This window comes from Bradyrhizobium sp. LB14.3 (assembly GCF_040547985.1).
Lineage (GTDB): Bacteria > Pseudomonadota > Alphaproteobacteria > Rhizobiales > Xanthobacteraceae > Bradyrhizobium.
The window spans coordinates 1-24,437 of the sequence record NZ_JBEPQT010000031.1; the positions used below are offsets into that span (position 1 = coordinate 1).

A 24,437-nucleotide genomic window follows, 5' to 3' on the forward strand; every position below is an offset into this window, starting at 1 on the left:
ATATGGGTGCCGGTCTCGTTCGAGGCCTTGTAGTAGCGGATTGCCTGGATCACGCCGGACGTGTCGCTGGTGAAGCGCATCCCCAGCTCATAATCCGCCCCGATCCCGTCAGTGTTGTTGGTCAGAACGGGAGCCTGAGTGGTGAACAAGCTTGCCATGTTGTTCTCCAGCGCCGTCGATTCTTGTACTCAGCAAAATTTAATAAACCAAATCACGCAAAGCAATATTAAATAAATTAAATAATTATATTTGTTAATGGCATTCTTTAATGCGCTTGTGAAGGAAGCTTTGCACGGATGTCAATTTCTCTTGAAAAGGTGCGGTTCCCAGTCAACCTCCTGATATGAACAGCTGTTGGCGGCTGCTCCCGTTGATTGCAGGCCGCCCAAGGCGTGCTCGCTTCAGTGGAGGCAACGATATCGGCGCTGAGGGTTCCGCTCGACCTCAGACGAACAATCGCCGGCTGCGGCTATGCGCAGCGGTGCCGCGTCACGCCCATAAGCTGGGCCGGAGACGCCAAAAACGGTGGCGGATCGCGTATTCCCGCGATCGTCTTGCGATGTCAGCTCTTTGGTTCTATCCGTTTCGCGATCAGATCGGCGAACTCACCCAGGTTCCGGGCCGTCTCGGCTTCGCCAACGCGGAATCGCACGCGAAACTTCTGCTCGACGGCGATGACCAGCGAGATCTGCATGAGCGAGTCCCACTCCTCGACGTCGGCCGCCGACAGCTCGGGTCTGGCCACGACCTTCTCAAGGAAGATGCCGTCGAATAGCTCCTGCAACTTCACCAGTACTTCAGCCTGCTTCATAAGCCCTCCGGGTTATGCGGATCTTTGTCGAACGCGTCTGATACTTCTCCACATCGAGCTCGAACTTTATTCGGGTGGCGGAGCCTTCCGTACGCACGAAGCCAAACTCCTCGTAGATCCCAGCGACGATCCCGTTTTTGGCCGTCGGAAGATAAATGCCGCGCGCTTTCGTGCAGCCAGCGACCTTTGCAAGCCGAAAAATCTCGTTCATGATCTCGTCCTCGACCTGGCGCTTAAGCACGCGGCAGCTCATAAGCCAGGTATCGAGAACACAGGCGTCACCCTCGATCTTTGCAATGACCACAGAAATGAGCCCGGATTCACCGAATCGATCTTCAAGCCGCATCGTGAAGCACAGGTAGTCCTGCCTTTTTAACAGCCCCCGGATCTCAGTTTCGGATCGACGGACCGTCGTTAGGTTGAACTGGTTACTACGTGCAATCAGCTGGGCGATGCGTGGTAGGTCGAGCGAGTCGAATTCCTTAATCGTGCCTCGCATCTCCAACGACGCGAGGTAGGCTGGCATGTCGGTGACGCTCGCCGCGAGCTCTGTACGTCGCCGTTCCTGCCTATACTGCGCCGTCCGCTCGAGATCCTCCTCGGTGACGTTCCGCGGCTCGAAATGGCGCCCGGCCTGGAGGCGGCCGATGAATTCGGCGGGATCCGGCCCGAGGAGCACGCCTTCGACCTGGGGCTGAAACTGGCGCACGATCTCGATCTCCGCTGGGTTGTCGTCGGCGAAGACGAAACTCTCCATGCCAACGCGGAGTTCATCCGCGATCCGCTGCAGGTTGTCAGACTTCGGGTCCCAGTTGGCTTTGAAGGCCGCGAAATGCTCCAGCCGGAGAACCATCTCGGGATGCGTCTCGAATACCTCGATCGCGCGCGCATGGTCGTTCTTGCTGCACACCGCAAGCAGGACGCCGCGCTCGGAAAGTGTAAGGAGGTACTTCTGGAAGGCCTTGAAAGCTTCGCCGCGGGGGGACGAGTCGCCAAGCTCGATTCCTTCGACACCGTCCTCCGCGATCACGCCGCCCCATAGCGTGTGATCGAGGTCGATTGCCAGCACCTTCTTGGGGCTTTGCCTCCGGGAGGCGATCAGATGGCTTAGCTCTTGCGCGACGTCCACGAGAAAGTCAGGTGATCCGAGCTGCTTCGATTCATACCACGCTCGCGCATCCGCAGCGGCTGAGATCCCTCGGCGTGCCGAGAGGAACTCGACGTCGCAGATTTGCACCTCCGCTGGGGCCCGGAGCCCGAGTTCGAGATTTACCGCTTTGCGGAAACTCCAATCGGCGCCAAGCGTGCGTGAACGAAACGAGCCGAGATCGAGTTCGCCTGGCAGCGGAAGATTCGCTAGAATCACCGCCGCATCCGAGCGCTCGACGAAAGTCTGCGCGAGGTTGAGGAGGTGCTTCGCCGCGTTGACTGCGGCTTCGCGCTGATGCTCTACGGCATCGAGGAGCGAGCCGGAAAAACGACAGTGACTTGCATTCGGCAGAATGAAGGCGATATCTGGCTTGAAGGCGTACAGCGGGCTGGAGCTGTCGAGGATTTCCGAGACGAAATTATCGTACTCGCCGAGGAAGTGTTCGCACTCGATCCCACGAACGGCCAGGAGATGTGCAACCAATTCGTGCAACGGATACAGGTTGTAGCCACCGATCAAGGCGAGGCGGAGTTTTGGCGGGACACTTTCGATCGAAGGTAACTTCGCCTTTTTTCGAAGTGCCGACAGAAAAAAAAGTTCTGAAAAACTCCCCGCCTGCCGCGAGCGGGTGATGAGATGTCCCCAGAACGCGGCATCGCCGGATAGCGCCAAAGATTTGAGTTCGGCATCATTTACGTGCCGGTCCGACAAGTCGGGTAGAGCAGCGAGAATGGCGAGCCTCCATAAGTGAAACAGCAATCATTTGATTGTCGCCGATCCTAAATAATGTTAAAGTCCTGGTCAATTAAATATGTTGTGATTTTTATTGATTAAAGGCAGATAGATATATGACGGGATATATGGGGCTGGCTCCGCCGGGACAGGGCACGCTTGCCAACAAGGTTGAGAATCTCGAACGGCTTCCTGAGGGAAATAACCTGGTCCTCCGAGAGATCCGGCTGGAGGATTCCGCGCAAATCATCGCTTGGCGGAACGATCCCGTTCTCGGCAAGTTCCTGACCCGAGAAAAGCTGACCTTGGCTCAGCAGGCGGAGTTTTTCCGAAACTACCAGGCGAGGGCGGACGATTACTATTTTATTGCCGAGTTCAAACAGTCGAGGAAACCGGCTGGCAGCATCGCCCTTGCGAACCTGGATTTTGCGGCAAAGCGCGGCGAGGTGGCGCGGTTGATCGTCGATCCGGGAGCGCGCCTCTTTCTGGCGGAGATCTTCGATCTGTTTCTCGGGTTCGCCTTCGGGCAGCTAGGGCTTTCGGTCGTCGTAGCCAACGTGCAAAGCAACAACCGGTCTTCGAAGAACTTCCATATTCGCCTTGGTTTCCAAATCGAAAAGATTGCGCCGAAGGCTTGGTGGAATGGCGATGACGTGATTACGTTTCGGATGTCGCGCGAAGATTATCCACGGTTGAAGCAGGCCTGGTCGGCGCTGCTCCTCGACGCGCGGGAATAGCAGATGGATCTGCATTTTCATCATTTGGGAATGGCGTGCCGAAACATCGAGGCGGAGTGCCGGAACTCGCGATAGCCGGCTACAGTCCTGAAGGACTTGTATTCGAGGATCCGATCCAGCAGGTGCGGATTCAGTTCGTGTCAGGCGGCGGTCCGCGCCTGGAGCTCATTGAGCCGGCCGGCGCACAATCGCCAGTGGAGGGTATCCTGAGGCGAGGCGGCAAATTTTATCATCTTGCTTACGAAGTGAGCCAGTTCGACGACGCGATCGCTTGCTTCACGGCGCGGCAGTATTTCCCCATATCGTCACCCGCGCCCGCGGTCGCGTTCGACATGCGGCGTATAGTCTTTCTCTCGTCCGCGACGCGCACACTCGTCGAACTCATCGAGGCGAGGACCGAGCATGAATTGGCGAAATGTCGATCGGGGGCTGAGTGACGATTTGCGCGAATCCGTCGGACGAAACAGGTCTACTGCGCCGAACCCATTCAGCAGCACGGAGGCCGCCAGCTTGCAGTCTCACGATCGGATCGGGGCCGATCTCCGACAGGAGAATGCCCATGTGCCCCGATGCCGGAGGGGCCGTTGGCCAAACGGCCAATCCATTTTCTGACAATACGGTTCGATCCATATCACCCCAGAACTGCACGATAATGGCACCGGCGGGCGCGCAAGCAGCGAGGTGTGTTGCTTCCGGCGGACTGATACGAGGTTCAGCCGCCGGTCGCAACGCGACGACGATTGCGTCCCACTCGTCGCGATACAGATCTTGCACGTTGTCGAAGGTGTCCACGCTCGCTCCAGAACTTGCGAGACCGGTGCGCAGCGAGCCAACAAAGTCGTTGTCGCACAACACAGCGATGCGATTCTTGTAAACGGACAGTCCGCAATCGTGGAGTTGTTTCACGCACAGCGGACCAAGGAACGAGAAGACATCCACCGACGGGTGGCGTTCGTTCACTCCGACAATCGGAATTCCGCGCCGTAAGCATGCTTCCATGTCGAGATCTTTGGGGCGAAATTCCCAAGCCTCGAACATCAGGGCGATGACGGCGTTTCTTGGTAACTCATCAATGAGTGCAGCGGTAAGGGGCCGTAGATGACCGCTGTTGGTTACGATGTCGGTTTGATGGAGGACTTCCGGGGTGATCTGCTCCAAGACGTCGATGCGATCGGCCACACCGACCAAATCTGCGAGCTCCAGAGTCTGTTGCCGGGCTTCAGCTGGTGTGCCGTGTCGTGTGGGCCTCGTGAAGGCATAGACGTGTTTGGCTCCGGCCATCGCTGCAAGGGCGGCCGTCACGGCATACGCGCCGGTCGCAGCTTCGGTGAGCACTGTAAGTTCCGAAAGGTCTAAGAGAGTTTCCGTGAGGGCCCGGCTCATCAGGGCTCCCAGACGCGGCAGTGAGAATCCTGGTCGTAAAGCCGTATTAAAGCCAGACCGCAATTGCCTGAATGCTGCTCCTGCCTCGGTTCCGGTCATGAACTGCTTTTCGCTTTCGCCACTCGGGAAATGGCCGTGCGCTTGGGCGCGGCACGTTCGGGGTCGATTCGGCCCTAATTCGGTGTGCGCTGAACAGGCTTATGAGCGAAGAAGAAATTGTCTGCTATTAAATTAGATTTAAATTTATAATAGATCTAACGTTGAAAATGTCAAATGCGAGAGCTGGGATCATGCATTCCTCGGACGGGTAGATGGGCGCGATTGTGCTGATTGGCGATGAACATATTAGTGGATCCCCAGCTCACGTGCGCGGTTTCGAGCGATAGTCGCTCCAAAGAAGGCCTCAGACCAGGCTTGTAATTAAATTGTCCGAAATAACATATTTAACTTGCGGCGCGGCCATTCTGGCCTATTTTCGATTGGGCAATCATTGCAGGATGACCCGATGACCCACCTGGACGCCGACAGCGAAGACCGTCGTGAGTTCTTGAAGAGTTGTGGAAGATTTGCCGCCGTGACCCCTCCAGCTATGACCTTGTTGCTCTCCACCTCTCTTACCTCGGCCGCCATCGCGGGTTCGGCTGGCCGAATTGTGCACGGCAACAATGGGGGCGGCAACGGCGGCGGGGACGGCAGTCCTAACGGCAAAGAGGATGACGACCGCTGAAGGGTGGCGCCAACGGCCCGCGACAGCCATGCCGGCGTTCGCGCGGGCGCCGGTACAACGATTGCTCGTGCTCAGCCGGTCTGGCGGCGCTTCTGGCCGGATGAGCGGTTGATCAACAGGTCGGGCAGCTTTTTGCCGGCGCGAAGCTGCTCTTTCAGCCATCGGGGTTGCTTACCGCGACCAGACCAGGTTTGGGATGGTTTCTTAGGATTCCGGTACTTCGGCAGCACTGGAGGGTAGGGGCGCCGTGCACGCTCCTCGGTGGGAGTGCCGGCGGTTCCCTCTATCCTGCGAAGCCGCTGTTCGAGCTTGGCTTTTTCCGCGGTCATTCTGCGACTGAGAACCGTGGTCACCTCGTCGTAAAGTTGCCAAAGGTCCCCCGTAGGGACGGATGTCCAGTCGTCCTTACCCATGGAAGCCGTCCCCAGCTACTTCCGTCAAACAGGAAGGTCGAGGGGATATCAGGTCGAAGCCCGGTCCGGCAAGCACGATCGGTTGGGCCAGCATGTCCGGCCCGCGCCGACGCCTGTCGCCGCTACCGCCTCGTTCTGGTTGTCCGACCGAGCAGGCGCCTCCCAGAGGCCCTTCGCCGGTTGGCTCGTCGGGGGCCAAACATCCGCTGTTCGGCCTGCAATACGCGACTACGCAAATTCTGCAATTCGGTGAATTGAACGATCAGATCCTGATGAGTTTGACGCAGAACAGCCGAAGAATGCATGTGACCACCTACACTCGTTACAAAGATCACCTCGTAACCGCTCAGTGAAGTTGCCGGGCTGACGAAGAAGCCGGTTCAACTCTGCTGACCAGTTGTTCATCGGTGCTATAGTTAGGTTGAAGGCCTTTCCCTGGATTTCGCTCGAAACGAGCATTGGCAGGGTGCTTTCGTTGAAATCAGACAGTTTGAAAAATTTTCATTCCTCATTTGAGCTCCCCGCCGATACACAAAATCAAAGGATCGCAGCCGTTCTTTGCGTCGGATGAACGCTCCTCGACGATAATATTACTCTGCAGCCTCCCCGGGTTGGATCGCCTCGTTTTAGGCGAAACTTCGTTGAATGTTAGATTTGAATCGCGGATATCCCTATATATCCTTCGTAATATAGCAGCGGTGGACCGATTAGATGGATGTCGATTATGATAGTCAGCGACTCACCCGCGCCCAAAATACACCTGCCGGGCGAAGTTTACTTGCTTTACTATCAAAAATTGCCCGGAAGGTCGGCTTCCGCCGAAGAATTTCGCGTTTTGGCGTTTCGAGCAGAGCCCGGGTTCGTACGGTGGTGCACGCAATTTCAGAGTGAGTTACGTTCACACCGCGGTCAAGCGTTGCGAGATGTGCCTCAACAAGTGCGACACTTTGACATTGCAAATTGGCTTTATGGTTAGCGAACGTTACCGAAGACGTTGCTGGAATAAACTGCCGCATTGTGAGTTTACGAAATCGGGCAGAGGAAGCATGCGTCGCATCAGAATTGTCATCGCGGATCGGCACCCGATCGTTTTGGAGGGAATCAGCAGCGTCTTGGCGACGCAGCACGATTTTGCGATCGTGGCCTCATGCGGAGATGCTGCAAGCTGCATCGAGGCAATTCGACTTCTTGTGCCGGACATTGCGCTGGTGGATTTGGGCGCGCCTGAAATGAGCCGGTCTGACTTCCTGGCTCTGGCAAACACCGCGGGCCAGGGTACTCGGGTAGTTTTCTTCGTCGATACGGCTGGCGATGACGCGTTGCAGAAGCTGGTTGCCGACGGGGTCTGTCTCGTCCTCACGAAGCATGCGAAGCCGGAGACGTTAGTCGCCACCCTGCGGAAGGTTGTTCAGATCCGAGGATTGGCGTCACGGTCGCACAGCACTGGGCAGGTTGCTGAAGACTCTCGCGCAGGTGAGGAGAAGTCCCTGACCCAGCTTACGGACCGGGAGCGGCAGATCATGCGGCTCGTATCGGAGGGGCTATCGAACAAGGAAATTGGGCGTTGCCTGAACATTGCCGACGGTACGATCAAAGTCCACCTTCATCACATCTTTCAAAAACTGGACATCAGTAATCGGACAGTTCTCGCGGCATTGGCAATTTCACGGAATGAGCTGCATTCAGCGCCTCGTGGGTCGAGTGCTACCGGTCTTACACAGCGAGATCCCGCCAGCGCGAAATGACGAGGACGTTAAGCGCAACAACGCCTTTTCGACTCACGGGAATCGGGTCTGCCTCTCAAGGAGGTTCTCGGATGTCCAGGCCCGCGGCTCCCGCAATCCGAGCCACGCTTTTCAGCATGCCGCAGCAAATGAGCCGACGTGCTGGCTGGGCAAGTCAATGCGCTATGCATGCGCTGAAACGATGCTAATTTTCGGCTTTGGTCGCGCTCGAAACCCGAGTGATAGCGCGGTCGCAATCGGCCTTGAGCCTCTCTTCCTCTTCATCTGCGCAATCGACGCCGCCATATGCGGTCGGGCTTCCGGAGCTGCCGCCGGTCGCGAAAGGCCCTTTACCATTGCCTCCGGCACCAGCGGATCCGCCGCCAACGGGTGTCCCTGCAGCAGCATGAGGTGAGCTGGGCCGGCCACCGCCGGGTGCTCCACCCCCTCCGGATGATCCGCCGCTACTGGAGGTCCCCGACCTTACCGCGGAGGACCGGTCGTTGTCGAAGACAGACTGGCTCTTGTCGCCTTGCGTCGCTCCGTTCAGACCGCCCGAACGTGCAATGGCTTTCGAGGTCAGGGAGGTGGACAGAAGCAATGTCATGACCGGGGGCGTCACGGCCGCGAATCTTCCGCATGTCTTCAAAAACGCCCGCCGGTCGTCGTCTTCGTTGCCGTCCCGGGTCACGCTGCGCTCTCCTCGATTTAAATGAAATATAAAACCATGGTATTATATATTATATTTTAAACAAGGCATTTTCTTTTGAATGGCGGGAATTGCTGGGCGCGGCGACGTGGTTGCCGAACCATACCGAGAGGCGATGGTCCGAAGTGTGGTCGAGGGCGGGCTGCGGGCGCGGCATTCGGACTGCTGCCTTTCGCAGTCAGTATCGATTGGACCGGAAGCTATGCGGCCGTCCTCATCGGTTGTTGTGCTCTTTGCCTTACTTGCGTGCGGGGCTTGCGCTTTCGCGGTCCAGTGACCGTCCTCCGCGCGGCGAAATTAATAGCCAAGCGAAAGAGTGGGCGAGCGGGATCTCCGCTTCAGGGCGACCCGCGCAATAGTTGATCTCCTAGCGTCCGTCAGGGCGATGTCCGCACTGGGTCAAAATGCGAAGAACTCAACCTGAGCAAATGTGGTTCGCCAATAGCATCAAGAGCGGCCCTTCACTTAGATGATCGCTGCGAACAGATCCCACCGGCCCGGAAGTCCCTTAAGTTCATGCGATCCGCGCTCGGCGAACCTCAAACCCGCGCCTGCGACGAGATCGGTGACGACCCGCGACACCAAGACTTCGTCAGGCTGCGACTGGGTCATAACGCGCGAAGCTGCATGCACGGCGACGCCGCCTATATCGCGGCCCCTGATCTCGATTTCGCCGGTGTGAAGACCCGCTCGGAGCGCCAAGCCAATCTGTTTTGCAGCTGTTCCAAGCGCGAGAGCGCAACGAACGGCGCGGGCTGGTCCGTCGAAGGTGGCGAGAATGCCATCGCCGGTGGACTTGATCAAAGTGCCGCGATGCTTCTCGACGATTTGCGACGCCAGTTCATCGTGACTGTCGAGCAATTTGCGCCATGCCCGATCGCCGGTTTCGGCGGCGCGGCGCGTTGAATCGACAATATCCGTGAACAGGACCGTGGCGAGAACGCGATCGATATCCTCCGGCGAGCCGTCGCGATGCCCCGTCATGAACTCTTCGATATCGCCAAGCAGCTCGTCGCGATCGCTGAAGCCGAAATATGGACTGTGGTCATCTCCCGCATATTCGATGAATCGCGCGCCGGGAATCCCCGCGGCTAAATCGCGGCCATGCTCGACCGGTACCTGCACGTCGCCGTGACGATGCAGCACGAGCGTCGGAGCGCGTACGTTCTCAAGCAGCTGACTCACATCGATCGACGCATTCAGCAGGGCAAACTGCTTTATGGCTCCGGGACTGGCTGCAAGCCTTTCATACTTGGCGAATTGCGCTACGGCGGCAGGATCGGTCGCGAGGCTGGGAGCAACTCTGTTGATCATCGCGCCCGTGCCCCACGACTTCATGAGCTGTATGGCCCGTTGCTCGCCGTCTCCGGGCAAGTCGCGTCGCCGTCGATAGCCGCCAAAGAGGATGAGTTTGGATACGCGCTCGGGATAGGTGGCAGCAAACATGACGCTCATCGCGCATCCCTCGGAAACGCCAAGCAGCGCGGCCTGGGTTGACCCGATGCTGTCCATGACGGCGCGAACATCATCCATCCGCTGTTCGAGCGAAGGGGCTCCGGCTACCCTGTCGGAGAGCCCCTGGCCTCTCTTGTCGAAGGAAACCACGCGGGCGAAGGTCGAAAGGCGGCGCATGAACGCGGTATAGCCGCGCAGTTCATGCAAGAATTCCACATGCGAAATGATGCCCGGGACCATGATGATATCGACGGGTCCGCTACCTAGCGTTTGATAGGCGATATTGACGTCGCCGCTGAGCGCATAGCGCGTCTCCGGCATGGCAAAATCGATCATCAGTCACTTCCTTGACGGCTAAGGTCCCCACCGCCGAAGCAAACAGGCGACATCGTTCGTCACCTGGTCGGCGCGCAGCTGGCATCTTATCGTACGGGCAGCTCAACAGGGCTAGAGCAATGGCCTCGAAATGTCGCAAAAGCAGCTGTAGAGGCCGAGCGAGACCGTGGTGTTCGCCCCATGCGAACTTCTGCACCAGATCACTAGCGCGGGACATCACAGGGGGCTCCGTCAAAGCGGACGCGCGCGGCATGGATGTCGGAATAACGACGGTCGGCCCAATCGACGAGGCTCGCCATCGGCTCCAGCAGGGATTGGCCTAGCGGGGAAAGGCGATATTCAACGCTCGGTGGTTTGGTCGGAAAGACATTGCGGGTGACAAGTCCGTCGCGCTCCAGGTCGCGCAGCGTCTGGGTGAGCATGCGCTTCGAGATGTCGCGGATGGCTCGATGAAGCTCGCTGAAGCGCTGCGGTCGCGTCGCGAGGGTCATGATCATGAGTATGCTCCACTTATCGCCGATGCAGTCGAGTACGTCGCGCACCGGGCAGTGTACGGATTCTGCTGACTGGGCGTCGTCCGATTGATATCGGCTGAATCGCTCGATCGCACTCAATGCGTCGCTCATGCCGGTCTCCTTTTTCTCTCCTGGTTACAAAAAACTGCCTCCTTACGGTGCAGACCTCAGGTCTCTATGTGAGACCTGCCCTAGAACGTAGACCATTTAACACCGGGAGAATACGTATGTTTCTAGTCACGGGAATCACGGGAAAAGTCGGCGGCGCAACGGTCAGGCATCTGCTGGCCCAAGGTAAGAAAGTACGCGCGCTGGTTCGCGATCGCGCGAAGGCGGCAAGCTGGTCAGACCAGGGCGTGGAACTGGTCGACGGCGACTGGAACAATGCGGCCGCCATCGAACGGGCGCTCAAGGGCGTCGACGGCGCGTTTGTCATGTTGCCGGCGGTCTGGGCCCCCTCGCCGGACTTTAGGGAAGCCAAGGGGGTCATCGCGAACTATGTCGAGGCGTTGACCAAGGCCGCGCCCCCGCGGGTCGTCGGGCTCTCGTCGATGGGTGCGAACAGAACCAGCGGGTTGGGGATGATCACAGCCCTGTCGTTGCTGGAGCAGAGCCTTCGCAAACTGACATCGCCGACCGCCTTCGTGCGCGCCGGCGGGTTTTTCGAAAATTTCCTTTACGGCCTGCACGCCGCCCAGGGCGGCACGCTCCCCGTCTACTACAATCCGACCAACCGCAAATCGACCATGGCCGCGACGAACGACATCGGTGCCGAGGCGGCGACGCTGCTGACCGGGCCGGCGTGGTCGGGGCATCGCGTCATCGAACTTGGTTCGATGGTCAGCGCGGATGAAGTCGCAGCGCAACTGGGCGATGTCATGCAGCGCGAGGTCAGGGCGTTCGCAGTGCCGCGGGCCGAGTGGTCGGCAGCGTTCGAGCAGTTCGGCATCCCGAAGGGCCAAACTGGACCGGCTGAAGCGATGTTTGAGGCCGTCAACGCGGGCTGGATGGACCTCGGCGTAGCGGGCACGGAGCACGTCGCCGGCACAACGCTGCCCCGCGATGTCTTCGCGGCGGCCCAGAAGACCGCCACGGCGTAAGTCCGGATCAGCGATGAGATGCGACTTTCGAACCTGCTCCGGAAAGTCGCATCTCCTTCGGAATGAATGCGTCGCGGCCGCCCCTCTCTTGGCGGCCACACAGGTTCTCCGGCGCCCTCATCAGAAAAGGATAGACAAATGTCAAAGAGTTCCTGGAGCCAAGTCTCGGCCTTGGCGCTTGCTGTTTTCTTCGTGGTGGGATCGCTCAGCAACATCTTCGCCCCGGGGTCCATCTACGAGGAGTATCTTCGGTGGGGATACCCACCCTGGTTCCATTTCGTGACCGGATCGCTAGAACTCACGACCGCCGTTCTGCTGGTGCGGGCACGAACGCGGCTGTGGGGCTCGGCGCTGGGCTGCACCGTGATGTTGGCGGCGCTCGCGACCATCACATTGCACGCCGAATACGGGCACGCGGTGATGCCGCTTGTCGTGGCGACACTATCGATAATCGTCGGCTGGATCGCCTCGCGGAAAGCGGCTCCGCGGCCCGGCATGACCGACGCTACTGGAGAGCCGAGGGATTGTCTGCGTGCGAACGTTCGCGGCTGAAACTGGATGTCCACCTACCAATGTTTGGACCTAGCTGACCCCGCGTTTGATCGGCCGTTGCGTGTTCTGCAGCTACGGGTCGATCCCGTGTCCGCCGATCCAGTCCGGCGATGAGGATCGAGAGTCCTGCTGCGGCTGAGATCCGGCAGGTTTGGCTGGCGAACATGTGAACCGGGCTGGCTTCCATAGTTTCACTTTCCGTGGGATGGTCGTACCATGCATTTGCGGCAACTGCTCAAACTCGCTCTCGCGCTCTTTGTGAGCCTCGGCTTGATGCTGGCGCCTCTGATCACGCCGGCCGCCGCTGCGCACGCGCGATCGGCCGTGATGGCCAACATGTCCATGTCCGCCGACATGCCCTGTTGTCCGGAGGAGCAGAAGAGCAAGGACTGTCAAGGCTGTCCGCTGGTTGCAATGTGCGTGTTGAAGACGGCCCAGGCGGGACCCTCTGAGGCCGCCGCCCTTCCGCTGCGGCACGCAATCCGGACCACCCACTCAGTGGCGGACGACGTGGTCGGCGACGGTTTGATCCGTCCACCTCCCGACCAACCCCCTCGAATCCTGGCCTGAACGGCGCTTGACGCCGATTGCGTCCGTGCGCTTTGCGCCCGGATGACGCACGCCGCCTCGGCGGCGAATTCAGGACATCGAGGACACACAACATGAAGACGTCTATCTTCGCGCGGGCCGTCCAGGCCGCGTTGATCGCTGCGACCATCGGCGGCACAAGCACGGCCGCATTGGCCGACATCAAGGACTACACGTTCGAGCTCGTCGACCAGTCGGTCCAGGCCGGGCCCGACAAGGTCATCACCGTCAGGCTCGTGAACACCAAGACCGGCAAACCGGTGCCGGAGGCGGTGATCTTCGCCAGCCGTTTGGACATGGCTCCGGACGGGATGCAGGAGATGGCGACCAAGGTCACGGCCATGCCCGGGACCGAGCCCGGCACCTACCGCTTCAAGGCAAGCTTTGGCATGGCGGGACGGTGGCAGCTTTCGCTGGGCGCCAAGGTCCAGGGCGAGACGGGTAGCGTCGAGAACAAGCTCGTCATCACGGCGCACAAATGACCCGCCCGATCGCCACAAGCCTGGTCGCCGCGTTGATCGCGGCGGCCGGGATCGCATTCGTCATCGCCGGCCCGCAGCGGCCGGCGGCTCGAGCCGTGATCGGCCTCGCTGCGGCCGAGGAGAGCGGCGCCCCGATCTACTACCAGGATCCGGACGGCAAGCCGTCTTACTCGCTTGTGCCAAGAAAGACGCCGGACGGCCGGGATTACCGCGCCGTGCCCGCTGGCGCCGACGTCGGCTTCGACGACGACCAGCCGGCGACAACGGCCGGCGATTCCGGAGCGCGACGGATCAAATACTACCGCAATCCCATGGGCCTGCCGGACACCTCCCCGGCGCCGAAGAAGGATTCCATGGGGATGGACTACATCCCGGTCTACGAGGGCGAGGACAGCGACGATGGCTTCGTCAAGCTCTCCCCGGGGAAGATCCAGCGTACCGGCGTCAAGTCGGAGCCCGCAGCGAGGCGGGTGATCCGGACCGTCGTCAGGGCGCCGGGCACGATCGCCCTCGACGAGCGGCGGATTTCTGTGATCGCAATGCGGGCGGAAAGCTTCATCCTTAAGGTCGCCGACGTCACCACCGGATCGCATGTTGCCAAGGGCCAGCCCCTGATGGAGGTCTACAGCCCCGCGGTGTCCTCCGCGGCGGCCGAGTACCTGACCACCATCACCTCGAAGACGACCAGCGGCGACGTTCAGTATGGCCGTGGATCGCGGCAGCGCCTGATGAATCTGGACGTGCCCGATGCTGCGATCTCCGCCATCGAGAGGAGCCGGACCGTGCCGACCTCGATCGAGTGGACTTCGCCGCGCGACGGCATCGTGCTGGAGCGCAATGCCATCGAAGGCATGCGCGTGCAGCCCGGCGGCGTCCTGTTCCGGATCGCCGACCACTCCGTTGTTTGGGCGCTGATCGACGTCGCCGAACGCGATCTGGGCATGATCGCCAAGGGCCAGCCCGTCGCGGTGAAGGCGCGGAGCTTTCCGGGCCGGGAGTTCACTGGGCAGGTCCAGGTGATCTATCCCGAGATCAACAAGGAGACCCGGACCGCGCGCGTCCGCGTTGAACTGCAGAATCCGGACCTGATCCTGCTGCACGACATGTACGTCGACGCCGACATCGACACCGGTAGCGGCGAGGCGGTCCTCGCGGTGCCGGAGAGCGCCGTGATGGACACCGGGAGCCGGCAGGCCGTTTTCATCGACAAGGGGCAGGGTCGGCTGGAGCCGCGCGAGGTCAAGCTCGGCCACCGGGGCGGCGGCTTCGTGGAGATCCGGCAGGGCCTCGCGGAGGGCGACGCCGTGGTGGTCTCGGCGAATTTCCTGATCGATGCCGAAAGCAACCTGAAGGCCGCCCTGAAGGGCTTTGCCGAAGGGGCGCAGCAATGATCGCACGCCTCATCGCCTGGTCCGCCCGCAACCTGCTGCTGGTCCTGTTCGGGACCGGCTTCGCCGCCGCGGCGGGACTGTACGCGCTTCTGCATCTGCCGCTCGATGCCATCCCGGATCTCTCGGATACCCAGGTGATCGTCTACACCGAGTACCCCGGCCAGGCGCCGCAGGTGATCGAGGACCAGGTCACCTATCCGCTGACGACGGCGATGCTGACGGTCCCGAAATCGAAGGTGGTCCGCGGCTTCTCGTTCTTCGGCGTCTCTTTCGTGTACGTGATCTTCGAGGACGGCACGGACATCTATTGGGCGCGCTCGCGCGTGCTGGAATTCCTCAATGGCGCCAGCGCGCGCCTGCCGGCCGGTGTCACACCCACGATCGGTCCCGACGCGACCGGCGTCGGCTGGGTCTACCAGTACGCGGTGATGTCGAAGGAACTGAACCTCGCCGACACGCGGACCATCCAGGACTGGAATCTGAAGTTCGCGCTGGCCAAGGCCGAGGGCGTCGCGGAAGTCGCGAGCGTCGGCGGGTTCGTCAAGCAGTACAACGTGATCCTCGATCCGCAACGCATGCGCGACCGGCGGATCACCATGCAGAAGATGCGTGACGCCATCCGCGCCAGCAACGCCGACGTCGGCGGGCGAACGGTCGAACTCTCCGAATTCGAGTACGTCATCCGCGGCAAGGGCTACATCAAGTCGATCAACGACCTCGGCGACATCGTGCTGAAGACGTCCGGCGGCACGCCCGTGCTGCTGCGCGACGTCGCAAGGGTCGAACTCGGCCCCGACGAGCGGCGCGGCATCGCGGAGCTGAACGGCGAGGGCGAGGTCGCCAGCGGCATCGTGCTGCAGCGCTTCGGCCTCAATGCTCTGGAGGTGATCCAGAACGTCAAGAAGCGCTTCCGGGAGATCGCCTCGAGTCTGCCGAAGTCCGTCGAGATCGTCCCGGTCTACGATCGCTCCAACCTAATCTACGCGGCAATCGACACCCTCAAGCACACGCTGTTCGAAGAAAGCGTCGTTGTCGCGCTGGTCTGCATCGTGTTCCTGCTGCACGTGCGCAGCGCGCTTGTCGCGATCCTGATGCTGCCGGTCGGCATCTTGATGGCGTTCGGTGCCATGAAGCTGCTCGGCCTCGGCTCCAACATCATGAGCCTCGGCGGCATCGCAATCGCGATCGGCGCCATGGTCGATGCGGCCATCGTCATGATCGAGAACGCGCACAAGCACCTCGAACGCGCCGAGCCGGGAAAGTCCAGGATCGACGTCCTGATCGCCGCCGCGGCCCAGGTCGGACCGGCGCTGTTCTTCAGCCTGCTGATCATCACGGTGTCGTTCATGCCTATCTTCACGCTCGAATCGCAGGAGGGGCGGCTGTTCAGCCCGCTAGCGTTCACCAAGACGTTCTCAATGGCGGCCGCCGCGCTCCTCTCGGTGACGTTGGTGCCGGCGCTGATGGTGATCTTCGTGCGCGGGCGGATCGTTCCGGAGCACCGGAATCCGATCAACCGGTTCCTGATCTGGATCTACCGCCCGGTGATAAAGGGCGTCATGCGGGCGAAGACGTTGGTGGTCGTGCTCGCGCTCGCCGTGCTGGCCGTGAGCATCTGGCCGGCGCGCCAGCTCGGCACCGAGTTCATGCCGAACCTCAATGAAGGCACGCTGCTCTACATGCCGACCACGCTGCCGGGCATCTCCGTCACCAAGGCCGGCGAACTGATGCAGACCCAGGACCGAATCATTCGATCCTTTCCGGAAGTCGCCTCGGTCTACGGCAAGGCAGGGCGCGCCGCGACCGCCACCGATCCGGCACCGTCCGAGATGTTCGAAACCCTCGTCAACCTCAAGCCGAAGGAAGAGTGGCGCCCCGGCATGACCATCGACGGGCTCATCGCCGAGATGGACAAGGCGCTGCAGTTTCCCGGGGTGTCGAACGCCTGGACCATGCCGATCAAGGCGCGCATCGACATGCTGTCGACGGGGATCAGGACGCCTATCGGGGCCAAGGTGATCGGGACGGATCTCGTCGAGATCGACAAGCTCGCCAAGCAGATCGAGCAGGTCCTCAAAACCGTTCCGGGTACCTCATCGGCCTACGCCGAGCGCGGGATCGGCGGCTACTACCTCGAGGTCACGCCGGACAGGGCCGCGCTGGCTCGTTACGGCATCATGGTCCAAGACGTGCAGGACACGATCGCTATGGCGCTGGGCGGGCAGACGGTGACCACCACCGTGGAAGGCCGGCAGCGCTTCACCGTCAACATGCGCTATCCGCGCGATCTGCGCGACAATCCGCAGGCTATCGCCAACGACGTGCTGGTGCCGATGCCCGCCGGCGGCGCTGTGCCGCTCGGCGAGGTGGCGAAGGTCGCGCCGGCGCGCGGGCCGACCTCGATCCGGACCGAGAACGGGCAGCTCGCGACCTACGTCTACGTCGACATCCGCGACCGCGACCTCGGGGGCTACGTCGCGGACGCGAAAACCGCCGTGCAGGCCAGCATCCGGTTTCCGGCCGGCTACTACGTGATGTGGAGCGGCCAGTACGAATACCTGGAGCGGGCCACCGCGCGGCTGAAGATCGTTGTTCCCCTGACGATGATGATCATCTTCCTGCTACTCTACCTGAACTTCCGCTCGATCACCGAGACGATGATCGTCATGCTCTCGCTGCCTTTCGCGCTGGTCGGCGGATTTTGGCTGATGTGGTGGCTGGGCTTCAACCTCTCCGTTGCCGTCGCCGTCGGCTTCATCGCGCTCGCCGGCGTCGCGGCCGAGACCGGCGTTGTCATGCTAATCTACCTCAACCAGGCGCTGGCGGAGACTGCGGCGAGGCGTGCCGCCGAGGGGCGGGCCCTGACCCGCGGCGATCTCTACGACGCCGTCATGGAGGGCGCGGTGGAGCGCGTCCGACCCAAGATGATGACAGTGGTCGCGATCATGGCGGGCCTGCTGCCGATCATGTGGAGCACCGGGACCGGCTCCGAAATCATGCAGCGGATCGCGGTGCCGATGATCGGCGGGATGATCTCCTCCACGCTGCTGACGCTGATCGTGATCCCGGCGATCTTCGGATTGGTGAAGGGCTTCGGACTTCCGCCCGGTGATCAGGGCAGGGCCCAGTCGGCAGATCAGACAAAGGGGCCCGTCAAGGAGCGAGTGCTGCAGCCTGTTAAATAAGATCGACAAGGCGCCATGCGCGAAGTCCTCGAGCTGGGCATGGCACGACTTAGACGATCGAACGGCGATCGAGCGTGGCCGATGCACCGTCAGGACAGCGGTGCGGGCCCAACTTGCGTATGGACGGAGTTGATCCGAACTTCGCAGTACAATGGACCCCAGCGATACAGATGAACGATCAATCGAGCAGTATGCCGAGCACTACAGCTTCAGGTAGGTAACGTGCGCGGTCGCGAATGGGATGCCGGCTCGCGGGGAAGGGCGACTTCACCCCTTGCAACTCCAGGAGCTTCGCGTGGAGCTCTTTCGAGGTAGCTTTCCGGAAGGGAGTTTTGATGGCGTACGAAGTTCGGAGGGCGAGCGGCGGAACGAGGATGCGGGAGCGGCTTCGCTCAAGTAACGCAAACGGACGCGTTCGTCAGCCAATGCCGTTTAGTCGTAGCCAAGCCGCTCGGATTTCTCGCGAGTGTAGTCTCTTGCGTGAATACGATCGGCGTATCTGGTGGAGATCGGCTCAAAGATTGGCGGCAACGGGCCGTCGGTGAAGAGGTGGTGACAATCGTCGAGATGGCCGCCTCGCACCGTCGCGTTGCGACCGAACTTGGTCGTGTCAGCGACGAGCACCGCCGTGCGCGAATTGGCGACGATTGATTGACGTGCTTGAACCTCGTCCAAGTGAAAATCCAGCAGCGCGCCGTCTTGATCGATGCCGCCGACACCGAAGATCCCGTAGTCGGCTCGAAAACCCGCGAAGAAGCGCGCGGCGGCCTCGCCAACAATATCCCGATCAAGTGGGCGGAGGGTGCCGCCGGCGATCGTAATCTCGACTTCAGGGTTTTGTGCGAATGCAGCAGCCACGTTCAGATTGTTGGTGATGACGCGCAGATCCTGACGACGGGATAGTGCCTGCGCAACGTATTCTGGCGTCGTGCCAAGTCCGATCATCAGCGATGCTCCATCGGGAATGAACCTGGCGGTCGCATGCGCAATGCGCTGCTTGGCGACGGCGTTCAAACCTTGCCGGCTTCCATATGCCAAATTCTGGTTCTGGACGGGAAGGCTGACACCGCCGTGGATTCGCCGGAGCAATCCTTGGTCGCAGAGCGCATTCACGACACGGCGAATGGTCTGCTGCGTCACCTCAAAACGCGTCGCAAGTTGCTCGATCGAGGCGAAGCCTTGCTCGCGCACGATCTCTAGTATGGGGGCTCGACGTGAGGTGGAGGTCTTGAGCATAATTGATCCGTTCCAACCAAAGTATCATTTGAACGCTTAGGACGCAATTTTCTGTTTCATATGGGGTCACACTATGTTCATATGAACATAATAATTGCTGCGCCAATGAAGTTGCGCGGTCTGGAGGAACGGCATGGATCGGTCTGCTTGGGGTGAGGAGCCTATGGCTGCTCCGCGAGGGCAGGACAAAGCGGGTATGGCGGGTATGAATGGCCACGCCGGTGCCCGCCACCGAACCCGGCATTTGAGAGCGAACAGACCATGTCAGCGATTACGCTGAGCCACGTCTCCAGATTTTGGGGATCGATGCGCGCTGTCGATGACGTCAGCCTGACAGCCGACGAAGGCTCGCTGCTGGTGCTGCTCGGGCCCTCCGGATGCGGCAAGTCGACGACGCTTCGATTGATCGCGGGCCTCGAGGAGGCCGCCGTCGGCACGATCACTATTGGCGGCATCGATGTTACGCATCTCACTCCGGCGCAACGGAAGATCTCAATGGTCTTCCAGTCCTACGCCCTGTTTCCGCATCTAAGCGTGGCTGAGAACATCGTCTTCGGACTGCGCGTGCGCCGCGTGTCTCGCGCCGAGCGGGACGAGCGGCTCCGGCGCGTCGCCGACATCGTCGGACTCAGTGGTCTGCTGGAGCGCAAGCCGTCGCAATTGTCCGGCGGGCAACGCCAGCGGGTAGCGCTCGGCCGGGCTATTATCGCGGAGGCGCGCGTCTGCCTCATGGACGAGCCGCTTTCAAATCTGGACGCCAAGTTGCGGCACGAGATGCGGACGGAAATCCGCGCGCTGCAGCAGCGCCTCGGCATCACCATGGTCTACGTGACCCACGATCAGACTGAGGCGATGACGATGGCGGACCGCGTCGTGCTGATGCGCGACGGCCGCGTCGAGCAGAACGGCTCGCCGGAAGAACTCTACAATCGTCCGTCAACGGCGTTCACGGCACGGTTCATTGGCACGCCGCCGATGAATCTCGTGCGTCAGGGCGACAAGCTTATTGGCGTCAGGCCGGAGCATATCCGCATCGTCTCCGGCGGCGATCATGTTGTGCGCGTCAAGGCCGTCGAGCATCTCGGCGCGGACAGCATCGTGCTGTGCGAGATGGGTGGGCAGCCCATCTCGGTGCGGCTTGACGGCTTCAGCAAGGTTCGACCGGGCGAGGATATCCGGATTGCCTGGGATGCGGATTACGAACACCGGTTCGATTCGACCACGGAAGTCCGGTTGGAGAGCATTTTCAAAGAGGGCCGTCTGGCAGCATCCGACCGATGAGGGCGGCGGTGCCAGGGCGGATAACGAAGGAGACTAGGATGTTTGCGCGCCGAACAATGTTGATGGCAGCTGCTTTCGCTGCGCTGTCCATGGGCGCCGCCCGTCCGGCGGCAGCGGTGGACCTCACGATGTACTATCCGGTCGCGGTCGGCGGTCCCGTCACCAAGATCATCGATGACATGGTCTCGCGCTTCGAGAAGGACAACCCGGAGGTCAAGGTGACGGCGGTCTATGCCGGCAACTACACGGATACGATGACCAAGGCGATGACAGCGATGAAGGGCGGCCAACCGCCGCAATTGTCGGTGCTGCTGTCCACCGACGTGTTTACGCTCATGGACGAGAACGCGATCGTGCCGATCGACGGCCTCGTCAGCGACAAGGCGTGGTTCAAGGATTTTTATCCGGCGTTCATGGCGAACGGGCAGATCGACGGCAAGACCTGGAGCATCCCGTTCCAGCGTTCGACGATCGTGCTGTACTGGAATAGGGAGGCCTTCAAGGAAGCCGGCCTCGATCCGGAGAAGGCGCCGGCATCCTGGGACGAACTGGTCGAGATGTCGAAGAAGCTCGTCAAGAAGGACGGTGCCGGAAACACCACGCGCTGGGGTGTCGAAATTCCCTCGACCGGTTACGCTTACTGGATGCTGCAGGCGCTGGCCATCGAGAACGGCCAGAAGATGATGAACGAGCCCGGCAATGAGGTGTATCTGACCGCACCGAAGACGGTCGCCGCGCTGGACTACTGGGTCGATCTGTCGCGCAAGCACAACGTGGCGCCGGCGGGCAGCATCGACTGGGCCACGCTGCGCACCGACTTCCTCGAAGGCAAGACGGCGATGATGTGGCACACCACCGGCAACCTGACGGCGGTCAAGGATGCCGCGAAGTTCCAGTTCGGTGTGGCCATGCTTCCGGCCAAGGAGCAGCGCGGATCGCCGACCGGCGGGGGCAATTTCTATATCTTCAAAAGCGCGTCCCCGGAGCAGCAGAAGGCAGCCGTCAAGTTCATCCAGTGGATGACGGCGCCGGACCGCGCGGCGGAATGGAGCATGAAGACCGGCTACGTGGCTGTGTCCCCGGCCGCCTACAAGACCAGCGCGATGACGGAATATGCCAAGGGCTTCCCGCAAGCGACCGTCGCACGCGATCAGCTGGAGCACGCGGTGCCGGAACTCTCCGTCCACGAGAACGGCCGCATCTACAAGTTCGTTGGCGATGCCGTGCAGGCCGCGATCACCGGCACGCAGAAGCCGCAGGAGGCGCTCGCCGCAGCCCAGCAGCAGGCCGATCGCGTCTTGCGCGCCTACAAGTAAGGAAACGGCGGGGTGGCGGCTCGCCGCCGCCATCCCGCTGATACAGGGATGTCCGATACCCTCGCCTCATCACAGGCTTCTCCGCGCCGCGCCGGCTCGCAGGCGTGGTGGAATGCCGTGAACGCCTGGCTGCTGCTGTTGCCGGCGGCAGTGCTGTTGATCGCGTTCACCCATTACCCGATCCTCGCGACGGTCCGGCATTCGCTGTTCATCACACGCCGCAATGGCACCGAGGTCTTTGTCGGCCTCGACAGTTATCAGGCTATGGCGGCCGACCCGATCTTCTGGAAGGCGCTGGTCAATAATTTCTGGTTCGCGCTCGGCACAGTTCCGACGTCGATCGCGCTGGCGCTGGTCATGGCGATCTGGGTCAATCGCAACATGCGCGGCCGCGGCTTTCTGCGTTTGGCCTATTTTACTCCGACCGTACTGCCGATGATCGCGGTCGCGAACATCTGGCTGTTCTTCTACACCCCGGACTATGGGCTGCTCGATCAGTTGCGCGGAAACTTTGGCCTCGCCGGCTGGAATTGGCTCGGCGATCCCTCGACCGTCATGGGCTGCCTGATCGTCATGGTGATCTGGAAGGAAGCCGGCTTCTTCATGATCTTCTATCTCGCGGCCCTCCAGCAGCTCTCGCCGGATCTCGAAGAGGCTGCGTCCATCGAGGGGGCGAGCCGATGGTACACATTCCGCCGGATCACGTTCCCGCTGCTGATGCCGACCACTCTGTTCGTCGCGATCAACGCGGTCATCAACTCGTTCAAGCTGGTCGATCACCTCGTCATCATGACCAAGGGCGGTCCTAACAACGCCAGCACGCTGTTGCTCTACTACATCTACGAAGTCGCCTTCACGTTCCAGGATTCATCCTACGCGGCGACGTTGACGGTGGTGCTTCTGGTGCTGCTGAGCGCCGTCGCGCTGATCAAGTTCGGCTATCTCGATCGCAGGATCCACTATCAATGAGAGGCCGGACGCATCCCATCGAGGCTGTCGCCGCGTGGCTTCTGGCGCTTATCTGGCTCGCGCCGCTGGCCTATGCCTTCTGGAGCGCACTGCATCCGGCCGCCTATGCAACGTCGTTCAGCTTGTCCGCACCCTGGACGCTGGAGAACTTTGCCCGCGCCTGGAAGCAGGCGCCGTTCGCCCGCTACTATCTCAATACGATAGTGCTGGTGACGCTGGTTCTGGTCGGGCAACTCATCCTGTCGACGCTGGCGGCCTATGCGTTTGCGCGCTTCAAGTTCAAGGGCAGCGGCATCGCCTTCGCGCTTGTCTTGTTACAATTGATGATCATGCCCGACGTGCTGATCGTCGAGAATTATCGCGCGATTGCCAAGCTCGGCCTGCTGGACACAATCCCTGCGATTGCGTTGCCTTATCTCGCTAGCGCCTTCGGCATCTTCCTGCTTCGGCAGACCTTTAAAAGCGTCCCTCAGGAACTCGTCGATGCGGCCCGGGTCGAAGGGTCTGGACCATTAGGGATTCTCTGGCGGGTCTATGTCCCGCTGGCGCGTCCGACCTACGTTGCATTCGGCCTCGTGTCGGTCAGCTACCACTGGAACAATTTCCTGTGGCCGCTGATCGTGACGAACTCTGTCGAAGCGCGCCCGCTCACCGTGGGCCTTGCGGTGTTCGGCGCGCCGGAGACCGGCGTGGACTGGTCGGTCATCACGGCGGCAACGGTGATGACCATGGCACCGCTGCTGATCGCGTTCCTGCTCTTCCAGCGGCAGTTCGTCCAATCCTTCATGCGCGCGGGAATTCGTTGATGCGGCTTCTTACCTGGAATATTCAGTGCGGCAAAGGTTGCGACGGCGTTACTGATCTGGCGAGGATCGTCGAGGTCGCAAGCGAAACAATGGATGCCGACGTCTTCTGCTTCCAGGAGGTGAGTTCGAACTTCTCCAGGCACGACGGGGGAGAGGATCAGAGTGCAGAGCTCGCCGCGCTGCTGCCGGGCTACATGGCGATATTTCGGCCTGCGATCGAGACCGTCGATCAGGCGGGCCAACTGCATCGCTTCGGCAACATGACGCTATCGCGCCTGCCGGTCGTGCAGATCAACAACCACATCCTGCCGTGGTCTGGCGCAGGCACGGTGCGCAGCATGCGGCGCCATGCCCTGGAAGTAACGGTCCAGGCTGCGTTTGGTGCGATCCGTATCGTCAATACCCATCTCGAATATTATTCGGTCGCCCAGCGGGAGGCGCAGATCAAGCGTTTGCTGGACCTGCAAGAGGATGCATCGATCAGTCCCAAGGCACCGACCGGACGGCCCGTCGAGCCCTATGAAAGCCAGACGGTAGCCGCGTCCAGCCTGATGTGCGGCGATTTCAATTGTGACGTTGCCGATCCCCAGCACGCCATGATCGATCGATCGAATCGGCCGGGCCTCAACTATCGCGATGCCTGGACAGCTAGTCGTCCAGACCGGCAGCGGTCGCCGACCTGCGGGCTATACGATCACGCGCAATGGATAGCAGGACCTGATTGCCGAGATTTTATTTTCGTGACGGAGGATTTGGCGAGCCGTGTCCTTGGCGTCGATGTCAATGGCAAGACAGATGCTTCCGATCATCAGCCGCTCTTCATCGAATTGGCGGATTAG

At 60.8% G+C, this 24,437-nt stretch carries 23 protein-coding genes and 1 pseudogene; 15 read left to right on the top strand and 9 right to left on the bottom strand.

What is annotated here, in order from left to right; genetic code table 11:
• From ABIB00_RS33320 to ABIB00_RS33330, 3 genes are all read right to left on the bottom strand, one after another.
• A partial coding sequence (locus ABIB00_RS33320) for a DUF4082 domain-containing protein (RefSeq protein WP_354107319.1) occupies positions 1 to 158 on the bottom strand: 158 nt, incomplete at its 3' end.
• Between the two features lie 404 nt (positions 159 to 562).
• A complete protein-coding gene (locus ABIB00_RS33325; RefSeq protein WP_247443969.1) occupies positions 563 to 811 on the bottom strand; it encodes an acyl carrier protein in 249 nt (82 codons plus the stop codon).
• Positions 798 to 2,672, bottom strand: coding sequence for an HAD-IIIC family phosphatase (locus ABIB00_RS33330; protein ID WP_354107276.1), 1,875 nt, complete (start codon positions 2,670 to 2,672; stop codon positions 798 to 800). The genes ABIB00_RS33325 and ABIB00_RS33330 overlap by 14 nt, the downstream gene beginning before the upstream one ends.
• A 137-nt stretch (positions 2,673 to 2,809) precedes the next feature.
• Between ABIB00_RS33330 and ABIB00_RS33335 the strand changes: the two genes are divergently transcribed.
• Positions 2,810 to 3,430 carry a GNAT family N-acetyltransferase gene (locus ABIB00_RS33335; protein ID WP_354107277.1) on the top strand — a complete coding sequence of 207 codons (621 nt, stop codon included), beginning with the start codon at positions 2,810 to 2,812 and terminating at the stop codon, positions 3,428 to 3,430.
• A gap of 56 nt (positions 3,431 to 3,486) precedes the next feature.
• Positions 3,487 to 3,867 (top strand): VOC family protein, encoded by a 381-nt coding sequence (locus ABIB00_RS33340; protein WP_354107278.1) that lies wholly within the window; start codon positions 3,487 to 3,489, stop codon positions 3,865 to 3,867.
• Here the strand turns inward: ABIB00_RS33340 and ABIB00_RS33345 are convergent.
• The gene (locus tag ABIB00_RS33345) at positions 3,812 to 4,813 is read right to left on the bottom strand and encodes a hypothetical protein (protein WP_354107279.1); all 1,002 of its coding nucleotides are present in this window, start codon (positions 4,811 to 4,813) and stop codon (positions 3,812 to 3,814) included. The two genes, ABIB00_RS33340 and ABIB00_RS33345, sit on opposite strands and share 56 nt — an antisense overlap.
• A gap of 505 nt (positions 4,814 to 5,318) precedes the next feature.
• On the opposite strand from ABIB00_RS33345, the gene ABIB00_RS33350 reads away from it, so the two are divergent.
• Complete coding sequence (locus tag ABIB00_RS33350; protein WP_247443964.1) at positions 5,319 to 5,540, top strand: hypothetical protein; 222 nt, start codon at positions 5,319 to 5,321, stop codon at positions 5,538 to 5,540.
• A gap of 71 nt (positions 5,541 to 5,611) precedes the next feature.
• Here ABIB00_RS33350 and ABIB00_RS33355 read toward each other — a convergent pair whose 3' ends face one another.
• Complete coding sequence (locus ABIB00_RS33355) at positions 5,612 to 5,953, bottom strand: H-NS histone family protein (protein WP_354107280.1); 342 nt, start codon at positions 5,951 to 5,953, stop codon at positions 5,612 to 5,614.
• A gap of 1,046 nt (positions 5,954 to 6,999) precedes the next feature.
• On the opposite strand from ABIB00_RS33355, the gene ABIB00_RS33360 reads away from it, so the two are divergent.
• Positions 7,000 to 7,698: a LuxR C-terminal-related transcriptional regulator gene (locus ABIB00_RS33360; protein ID WP_354107281.1), complete on the top strand. Its 699-nt coding sequence runs from the start codon at positions 7,000 to 7,002 to the stop codon at positions 7,696 to 7,698.
• Between the two features lie 307 nt (positions 7,699 to 8,005).
• On the opposite strand, the pseudogene ABIB00_RS39210 reads toward ABIB00_RS33360, so the two are convergent.
• From ABIB00_RS39210 to ABIB00_RS33370, 3 genes and pseudogenes are all read right to left on the bottom strand, one after another.
• A pseudogene (locus tag ABIB00_RS39210) lies at positions 8,006 to 8,368 on the bottom strand (hypothetical protein); the annotation flags it as partial.
• A 483-nt stretch (positions 8,369 to 8,851) separates the two neighbouring features.
• Complete coding sequence (locus tag ABIB00_RS33365; protein WP_354107282.1) at positions 8,852 to 10,177, bottom strand: adenylate/guanylate cyclase domain-containing protein; 1,326 nt, start codon at positions 10,175 to 10,177, stop codon at positions 8,852 to 8,854.
• A 203-nt stretch (positions 10,178 to 10,380) separates the two neighbouring features.
• Positions 10,381 to 10,803, bottom strand: coding sequence for a winged helix-turn-helix transcriptional regulator (locus tag ABIB00_RS33370; RefSeq protein WP_354107283.1), 423 nt, complete (start codon positions 10,801 to 10,803; stop codon positions 10,381 to 10,383).
• A 116-nt stretch (positions 10,804 to 10,919) separates the two neighbouring features.
• Here ABIB00_RS33370 and ABIB00_RS33375 point away from each other — a divergent pair, with 116 nt between their 5' ends.
• The 6 genes from ABIB00_RS33375 to ABIB00_RS33400 all read left to right on the top strand — a co-directional run bounded on the left by ABIB00_RS33375 (position 10,920) and on the right by ABIB00_RS33400 (position 17,990).
• Positions 10,920 to 11,792: an NmrA family NAD(P)-binding protein gene (locus tag ABIB00_RS33375; protein ID WP_354107284.1), complete on the top strand. Its 873-nt coding sequence runs from the start codon at positions 10,920 to 10,922 to the stop codon at positions 11,790 to 11,792.
• Between the two features lie 138 nt (positions 11,793 to 11,930).
• Complete coding sequence (locus ABIB00_RS33380; RefSeq protein ID WP_354107285.1) at positions 11,931 to 12,344, top strand: DoxX family protein; 414 nt, start codon at positions 11,931 to 11,933, stop codon at positions 12,342 to 12,344.
• Positions 12,345 to 12,560: 216 nt separating this feature from the next.
• On the top strand, positions 12,561 to 12,914 hold the full coding sequence (locus ABIB00_RS33385) for a hypothetical protein (RefSeq protein WP_354107286.1): 354 nt from the start codon (positions 12,561 to 12,563) through the stop codon (positions 12,912 to 12,914).
• A gap of 92 nt (positions 12,915 to 13,006) precedes the next feature.
• Positions 13,007 to 13,414: a FixH family protein gene (locus ABIB00_RS33390; RefSeq protein WP_354107287.1), complete on the top strand. Its 408-nt coding sequence runs from the start codon at positions 13,007 to 13,009 to the stop codon at positions 13,412 to 13,414.
• Positions 13,411 to 14,805, top strand: coding sequence for an efflux RND transporter periplasmic adaptor subunit (locus ABIB00_RS33395; RefSeq protein ID WP_354107288.1), 1,395 nt, complete (start codon positions 13,411 to 13,413; stop codon positions 14,803 to 14,805). Before ABIB00_RS33390 ends, ABIB00_RS33395 begins: the two co-directional genes overlap by 4 nt.
• Complete coding sequence (locus ABIB00_RS33400; RefSeq protein WP_354107289.1) at positions 14,802 to 17,990, top strand: efflux RND transporter permease subunit; 3,189 nt, start codon at positions 14,802 to 14,804, stop codon at positions 17,988 to 17,990. Before ABIB00_RS33395 ends, ABIB00_RS33400 begins: the two co-directional genes overlap by 4 nt.
• 432 nt (positions 17,991 to 18,422) lie before the next feature.
• Here ABIB00_RS33400 and ABIB00_RS33405 read toward each other — a convergent pair whose 3' ends face one another.
• Positions 18,423 to 19,226, bottom strand: a complete 804-nt coding sequence (locus tag ABIB00_RS33405) for a DeoR/GlpR family DNA-binding transcription regulator (RefSeq protein ID WP_247353551.1) — start codon at positions 19,224 to 19,226, stop codon at positions 18,423 to 18,425.
• Between the two features lie 261 nt (positions 19,227 to 19,487).
• Between ABIB00_RS33405 and ABIB00_RS33410 the strand changes: the two genes are divergently transcribed.
• From ABIB00_RS33410 to ABIB00_RS33430, 5 genes are read left to right on the top strand one after another with little or no spacing between them, the layout of a single operon-like run.
• Positions 19,488 to 20,507, top strand: a complete 1,020-nt coding sequence (locus ABIB00_RS33410; RefSeq protein WP_354107290.1) for an ABC transporter ATP-binding protein — start codon at positions 19,488 to 19,490, stop codon at positions 20,505 to 20,507.
• 56 nt (positions 20,508 to 20,563) lie between these two features.
• Positions 20,564 to 21,823 (top strand): ABC transporter substrate-binding protein, encoded by a 1,260-nt coding sequence (locus tag ABIB00_RS33415; RefSeq protein WP_354107320.1) that lies wholly within the window; start codon positions 20,564 to 20,566, stop codon positions 21,821 to 21,823.
• Between the two features lie 48 nt (positions 21,824 to 21,871).
• Positions 21,872 to 22,792 (top strand): carbohydrate ABC transporter permease, encoded by a 921-nt coding sequence (locus ABIB00_RS33420; protein WP_354107291.1) that lies wholly within the window; start codon positions 21,872 to 21,874, stop codon positions 22,790 to 22,792.
• Positions 22,789 to 23,598: a carbohydrate ABC transporter permease gene (locus tag ABIB00_RS33425; RefSeq protein WP_247353546.1), complete on the top strand. Its 810-nt coding sequence runs from the start codon at positions 22,789 to 22,791 to the stop codon at positions 23,596 to 23,598. The genes ABIB00_RS33420 and ABIB00_RS33425 overlap by 4 nt, the downstream gene beginning before the upstream one ends.
• Positions 23,598 to 24,437, top strand: a complete 840-nt coding sequence (locus tag ABIB00_RS33430; protein WP_354107292.1) for an endonuclease/exonuclease/phosphatase family protein — start codon at positions 23,598 to 23,600, stop codon at positions 24,435 to 24,437. Before ABIB00_RS33425 ends, ABIB00_RS33430 begins: the two co-directional genes overlap by 1 nt.

Coding starts and splice junctions, on each gene's coding strand:
- ABIB00_RS33400 (WP_354107289.1), top strand. CDS start 14,802: ATGATCGCACGCCTCATCGCCTGGTCCGCCCGCAACCTGCTGCTGGTC.
- ABIB00_RS33335 (WP_354107277.1), top strand. CDS start 2,810: ATGACGGGATATATGGGGCTGGCTCCGCCGGGACAGGGCACGCTTGCC.
- ABIB00_RS33355 (WP_354107280.1), bottom strand. CDS start 5,953: ATGGGTAAGGACGACTGGACATCCGTCCCTACGGGGGACCTTTGGCAA.
- ABIB00_RS33385 (WP_354107286.1), top strand. CDS start 12,561: ATGCATTTGCGGCAACTGCTCAAACTCGCTCTCGCGCTCTTTGTGAGC.
- ABIB00_RS33390 (WP_354107287.1), top strand. CDS start 13,007: ATGAAGACGTCTATCTTCGCGCGGGCCGTCCAGGCCGCGTTGATCGCT.
- ABIB00_RS33415 (WP_354107320.1), top strand. CDS start 20,564: ATGTTGATGGCAGCTGCTTTCGCTGCGCTGTCCATGGGCGCCGCCCGT.
- ABIB00_RS33380 (WP_354107285.1), top strand. CDS start 11,931: ATGTCAAAGAGTTCCTGGAGCCAAGTCTCGGCCTTGGCGCTTGCTGTT.
- ABIB00_RS33420 (WP_354107291.1), top strand. CDS start 21,872: ATGTCCGATACCCTCGCCTCATCACAGGCTTCTCCGCGCCGCGCCGGC.
- ABIB00_RS33325 (WP_247443969.1), bottom strand. CDS start 811: ATGAAGCAGGCTGAAGTACTGGTGAAGTTGCAGGAGCTATTCGACGGC.
- ABIB00_RS33395 (WP_354107288.1), top strand. CDS start 13,411: ATGACCCGCCCGATCGCCACAAGCCTGGTCGCCGCGTTGATCGCGGCG.
- ABIB00_RS33345 (WP_354107279.1), bottom strand. CDS start 4,813: ATGAGCCGGGCCCTCACGGAAACTCTCTTAGACCTTTCGGAACTTACA.
- ABIB00_RS33425 (WP_247353546.1), top strand. CDS start 22,789: ATGAGAGGCCGGACGCATCCCATCGAGGCTGTCGCCGCGTGGCTTCTG.
- ABIB00_RS33410 (WP_354107290.1), top strand. CDS start 19,488: ATGTCAGCGATTACGCTGAGCCACGTCTCCAGATTTTGGGGATCGATG.
- ABIB00_RS33430 (WP_354107292.1), top strand. CDS start 23,598: ATGCGGCTTCTTACCTGGAATATTCAGTGCGGCAAAGGTTGCGACGGC.
- ABIB00_RS33360 (WP_354107281.1), top strand. CDS start 7,000: ATGCGTCGCATCAGAATTGTCATCGCGGATCGGCACCCGATCGTTTTG.
- ABIB00_RS33375 (WP_354107284.1), top strand. CDS start 10,920: ATGTTTCTAGTCACGGGAATCACGGGAAAAGTCGGCGGCGCAACGGTC.
- ABIB00_RS33370 (WP_354107283.1), bottom strand. CDS start 10,803: ATGAGCGACGCATTGAGTGCGATCGAGCGATTCAGCCGATATCAATCG.
- ABIB00_RS33350 (WP_247443964.1), top strand. CDS start 5,319: ATGACCCACCTGGACGCCGACAGCGAAGACCGTCGTGAGTTCTTGAAG.
- ABIB00_RS33365 (WP_354107282.1), bottom strand. CDS start 10,177: ATGATCGATTTTGCCATGCCGGAGACGCGCTATGCGCTCAGCGGCGAC.
- ABIB00_RS33405 (WP_247353551.1), bottom strand. CDS start 19,226: ATGCTCAAGACCTCCACCTCACGTCGAGCCCCCATACTAGAGATCGTG.